General features: G+C 45.1%; 5 protein-coding genes and 1 riboswitch. Of the genes, 3 read left to right on the plus strand and 2 right to left on the minus strand.

The window, feature by feature from the left end:
* Together ACRCJ0_RS11460 and ACRCJ0_RS11465 are read right to left on the minus strand one after the other, a co-directional pair.
* The coding region (locus ACRCJ0_RS11460) for a GNAT family N-acetyltransferase (RefSeq protein WP_431390501.1) at positions 1–148 on the minus strand (148 nt) is incomplete at its 3' end.
* 9 nt (positions 149–157) lie between these two features.
* Positions 158–373, minus strand: coding sequence for a hypothetical protein (locus tag ACRCJ0_RS11465; RefSeq protein ID WP_431390497.1), 216 nt, complete (start codon positions 371–373; stop codon positions 158–160).
* A gap of 233 nt (positions 374–606) precedes the next feature.
* Positions 607–697, plus strand: a riboswitch (TPP riboswitch).
* A gap of 184 nt (positions 698–881) precedes the next feature.
* Between ACRCJ0_RS11465 and ACRCJ0_RS11470 the strand changes: the two genes are divergently transcribed.
* The 3 genes from ACRCJ0_RS11470 to thiD form a co-directional block, all read left to right on the plus strand.
* Positions 882–1,721 (plus strand): hydroxyethylthiazole kinase, encoded by an 840-nt coding sequence (locus ACRCJ0_RS11470; RefSeq protein WP_431390498.1) that lies wholly within the window; start codon positions 882–884, stop codon positions 1,719–1,721.
* Positions 1,721–2,347: a thiamine phosphate synthase gene (gene thiE, locus ACRCJ0_RS11475; RefSeq protein WP_431390499.1), complete on the plus strand. Its 627-nt coding sequence runs from the start codon at positions 1,721–1,723 to the stop codon at positions 2,345–2,347. The genes ACRCJ0_RS11470 and thiE overlap by 1 nt, the downstream gene beginning before the upstream one ends.
* A partial coding sequence (gene thiD / locus ACRCJ0_RS11480; RefSeq protein ID WP_431390500.1) for a bifunctional hydroxymethylpyrimidine kinase/phosphomethylpyrimidine kinase occupies positions 2,348–2,912 on the plus strand: 565 nt, incomplete at its 3' end.

The raw sequence follows: 2,912 nt of genomic DNA on the forward strand, positions 1-2,912 counted from the left end.
CAGCAGCCTTGTTCTCGGCCACAACCGCGTTAAACTGAATCCCTCTAAAACCGTGCATTTTAGCCGTTTCAATGGATTTTGCTACCAAGTCATTGATCAAACCTTGACCCCGGAAGGCTTTATTCACTGCGTAAGTCCCGTTGGCTATGTGACTTGCTCAACCTTCGTTATTTGCTTTAATCAGGTAGTAGCCAGCAATCTGATCATCCGCCAACAAGACGTCAACTTGATCATAAGCAGCCAGTTTCTTCTCAAATGCGGCACTTGAATAGAGGTCTAAACCTGGGAAGGCGACACCGTCCACCAAAATATCGTTCCATATTTCTCTAAGAACTTCCGTGTCGACTTGAGTGTAATTTTTAAAATTTTTCATACTTTTAGACCTCCTATAAAGTTGTGTCGAATTCACTTATTATATCCATACCAATCACATGCTTACAATAGTGCGTAAACAATAATATTCTTTAGACAGACAATATGCCATCTAAGGTGATGATAGGTGAAGCATAAGGCCTAAGGCTTAATTTTTTAAACTATCGTTCAATAATGCCTCGAATTGAGAGGGTTGACATTCCTTTAAAAGATTGTTTGAATAGAGTTAATTCATAGAGACATTTGGGGTGCTGTGACAGCTGAGATTATACCCATGGAACCTGATACAGTTAATACTGGCGAAGGAAAATGTAGTAAATACTGTCGAAAATATGATTCATTTGGCTTTTTGCCTTGCTATCATTCATTTGGACGACTATTCCCCCCTTTTGTCGAATACTGACAGGAAAGGGGGCTTTTTTGTTTTCCAAAAGATATCTAGATAATTGAACACCGATGATACTTCACCATAATGATTTAAAAGATGCGATATTGAAAGGATTTAAAAGATGACAATCGATTTATATACATTAAAAGCTTTACCAACTTACGACAACCCCTTCCCATTAGCCAAAAGCCCGCTAATCCAGTGCTTAACCAATACCGTGACGGTGGAATCGGTGGCCAACGCCTTATTATATGTGGGGGCGGCCCCAGTCATGGCAGACCAGGCAGCTGAGATGGGAGATTTCTTCAATCAAAACGATGGGGCCTTGATCAATATTGGGAGTTTATCGCCTGAAAAAACCCGCAACATTTTATTGGCTGCTAGAACAGCTGACGAAACAGACACGCCTTTCGTTCTGGATTTAGTGGGGGTTTCAGCCAGTCCCTTGCGTAACGACTTAGCCCAAGAAATCAGCGCATTCACACCAGATGTCATCAAAGGCAACTTGTCTGAAATGCGGACTTTCTGTGGTTTAGGCTCAACTGGACGAGGTGTTGACGCAGGGGCCGATGACCAAAGCGAGGCGGCCTTAGTGGAACTGGGCCAAGCTATGCAAGAATGGGTGTCAGACCATGCCGGTACAACCTTATTAGCGACAGGTCTAGTAGACGTGGTCGCTGATGCGTCAGGCATTTACTACCTGAAGAATGGCGTAGACAATCTTGGTCGCTTTACTGGGACTGGAGACATTGTCGGTGCCTTGATTACAGCCTTATTAGGGGCTGGTCAGCCAGTCCTAGCCGCTGTAATTTTAGCGGTATCTTACTTCAATTTATGTGGTGAAAAAGCAGACGCAACAGCAAGAGGCCTAGCCGATTTTAGACAAGCAACATTGAATAACCTATCCCTATTGTTAGAAGACGATGAATGGGTAACAGGTATCAAGGGAGGTCAACTATAATGGATTACAGTTTATATCTAGTCACAGCAGGTTTTGATTACCAAGAAGACGCCTTTTTACAAGTGGTTGAAGACGCAGTCAAGGCGGGGGTTACTTTGGTTCAATTCCGGGACAAAACGGCAACCAGCCGCGTTGCTTACGCCTTAGCCCAAAAATTGAAAGCCATCACCGACCGATATGATGTACCCTTGATCATCAACGACCGGGTGGACTTAGCGCTAGCGGTGGACGCAGCGGGTGTCCATATTGGCGACGACGAATTGCCGGTTGACGTGGTTCGGAAACTCATCGGGCCAGACAAGATTTTAGGGGTCTCAACCAAAACCCTAGCGCGGGCAGAAGAAGCCTACCAACAAGGGGCGGACTATTTGGGTGTCGGGGCCATCTTCCCAACAACCACCAAGGATTCCAGCCTAGTGACAGTAGAAACTTTACAGACGATCAGCAGCCAAGTAGCCATCCCAGTTGTCGCAATTGGCGGCATTCAATTGGACAATATTAAATCATTAGCCGGAAGTGGGATTGCGGGGATTTCAGTAGTTTCTGAAATTATGTTGGCAGATTCGGTGACACAACGCGTAAGAGATTTAAAAGCTAAAGTAGCAGATATTTTGGAGGTGGACTAAATGGTAAATTCAACACCACAAGTAGTGACAATCGCAGGATCAGACTCAGGCGGGGGTGCAGGGATTCAAGCTGACTTGAAAACTTTCCAAGCTCGCAAAGCCTTTGGTATGTCGATTGTGGTCGCCTTGACTGCCCAAAACACCCTAGGCGTCCAATCGGCCTTACCGGTACCCTTGGACTTTATCGATGCCCAATTTGCCTCATTGAAAGCGGACTTCAGAATTGGCGCTGTCAAAACAGGCATGTTATTTAACGGGGCTTATGTAGAGAATGTGGTTAAAAATCTGAAAGAGGTAGACTTTGGGCCTTTAATCGTTGACCCAGTCATGGTGGCTAAGGGTGGCCATCAATTGTTGGACCAAGACGCCGTCGACGCCATTCAAAACAAATTACTCCCTCTTGCGACCTTAGTCACACCAAATATTCCTGAAGCAGAAATCATCGCTGATATGACCATTGAATCAGAAACGGATATGTTAGCGGCTGGATTGAAGATACAAGGATATGGGGCTAAAAACGTGATTGTCAAAGGGGGCCATTCAAAAGCAGAACGGGCCAGAGACT

The organism is Aerococcus sp. L_32, assembly GCF_050689315.1.